Below are 1,549 nucleotides of genomic sequence, written 5' to 3' on the forward strand. Positions count from 1 at the left end.
GAGCGGCCCCAAAATCGGGTCTGCTACGCAGCCCAACGGGGATAAATCCCCTCGCCACAGGGCTACCTCAGCTTTCACATGCGCGGCGGGTCATGAAGCGCTCGCGCAGTACGTCATAACCCCAGTGGTAGACGTAGGTGTACGGCAGGAAGAACAGCAGCACGCCAATGTCGAGCAACAACGCCTGCCACAGGCTGACCGACAGCCACCAGGCAATCAGCGGCACGCCCATCACGATCAGTCCACCTTCGAACAGCAACGCATGCACTACACGGACCCAGGCGTTGTGCGGCAGATTCATCCGCGCCAATGCACGGTCGAAAAAACGGTTGAACACCACGTTCCACGCCAGCGCCAGCAGCGCGATCAACACGGTCACCGCGCCCATGTCGAGCAGCGGCTTTTGCATGATCCAAGCGAGCAGCGGCGTGCAAATGAGAATGGCAAGAAACTCGAAACCAACCGCCTGGAAAACACGTTCGGTGATGGACTTGTGGGCAGTCATGGCCTGACTCCTTGTTTGACGATGGTTGCCATGATCCAACTGAATACCGATACTTCAAAACCAATAACCATCGATCAAGGCGATAGTTCATGGCTTCGCAGGAAGTACTGTTGGCATTTGTCCAGGCAGCGACGCAGGGCTCATTTTCCGCAGCGGCGCGCAAACTGGGGCGCAGTCAGTCGACCATCAGCGCGGCGGTCGCCAGTCTGGAGATTGATCTGGATTTGCAGCTATTCGACCGCAGCAGCCGCAAACCGACACTCACCCCCGCCGGCCACGTGATGTTGCAAAAAGCCGAGGCGATTCTGGCCGCCACCAGTCGTCTGGAGATGAGCGCACGGCAGTTGGCGCAAGGTGTGGAACCGAAGCTGACGGTGGCGATTTCCGATACCTACCAGTCGTATCGTTTCGAGGCGGCGCTGGTGGATTTCGAGCAGCGATATCCGGAGCTTGAGCTGGAATGCCTGATTGCCGAATGCGAAGACCTGATCGAACTGGTCCAGCGCGGCCGGGCGCATCTGGCCTTCGCGGAAATGCAGGACAACTACCCGCCGGATCTGGTGACCTCGACCGTGGCCGAGCGCACGGAGATAGCCCTGTTCGTCAGCCGCGAGCATGCCTTGGCGAAGCTTGAGCATGTCGATCAGCAGATCCTCGAGCAACATCGCGAGCTGCGGCTGGCGACCATCGTCAATCCCTACGACAGTCGCGGCAAAGGCCGGGTGTGGTCGGCGCCGAGTTACCTGATGCTGCTGGAAATGGCGGAAAAAGGCTTTGGCTGGGCACCGTTGCCGAGGTGGCTGGTGCAGCGTTATGCCAATGATTTGCTGATAGAGCTCGACGTGCGCGGCTGGCCGAAACCGGTGTTTGTCGACGCCTTGTGGTCGCGCTTGTATCCGCCGGGGCCGGCGGGGAGCTGGTTGCTCAGCAAGATGCTTGAATAAGCGCTTGAGATCAAAAGCCCCTTACCCCAGCCCTCTCCCGCAGGGAGAGGGGGCCGACCGAAGTGTCTGGCGTTATGCATCGACCTGAAAAACCTTATCG

2 protein-coding genes are annotated in these 1,549 nt (G+C 59.6%); one reads left to right on the forward strand and one right to left on the reverse strand.

Going from position 1 to position 1,549, the window contains the following annotated elements; genetic code table 11:
* Window positions 1–67: 67 nt before the first annotated feature.
* Entirely contained in the window at window positions 68–505 is a 438-nt protein-coding gene (locus tag F8N49_RS27615; RefSeq protein ID WP_122700268.1) for a multidrug/biocide efflux PACE transporter, read from the reverse strand.
* An 89-nt stretch (window positions 506–594) separates the two neighbouring features.
* Here F8N49_RS27615 and F8N49_RS27620 point away from each other — a divergent pair, with 89 nt between their 5' ends.
* Window positions 595–1,449, forward strand: coding sequence for a LysR family transcriptional regulator (locus F8N49_RS27620; protein WP_073472068.1), 855 nt, complete (start codon window positions 595–597; stop codon window positions 1,447–1,449).
* The last annotated feature ends 100 nt before the right edge of the window (window positions 1,450–1,549 follow it).

The sequence above is a fragment of the Pseudomonas sp. GXM4 genome (assembly GCF_008923895.1).
In the GTDB taxonomy this organism is placed as follows: Bacteria; Pseudomonadota; Gammaproteobacteria; order Pseudomonadales; family Pseudomonadaceae; genus Aquipseudomonas; species Aquipseudomonas atacamensis.

What these genes read in the sequence shown, in the direction of transcription:
- F8N49_RS27615 (WP_122700268.1), bottom strand. Translation starts at nt 505, where the DNA reads ATGACTGCCCACAAGTCCATCACCGAACGTGTTTTCCAGGCGGTTGGT.
- F8N49_RS27620 (WP_073472068.1), top strand. Translation starts at nt 595, where the DNA reads ATGGCTTCGCAGGAAGTACTGTTGGCATTTGTCCAGGCAGCGACGCAG.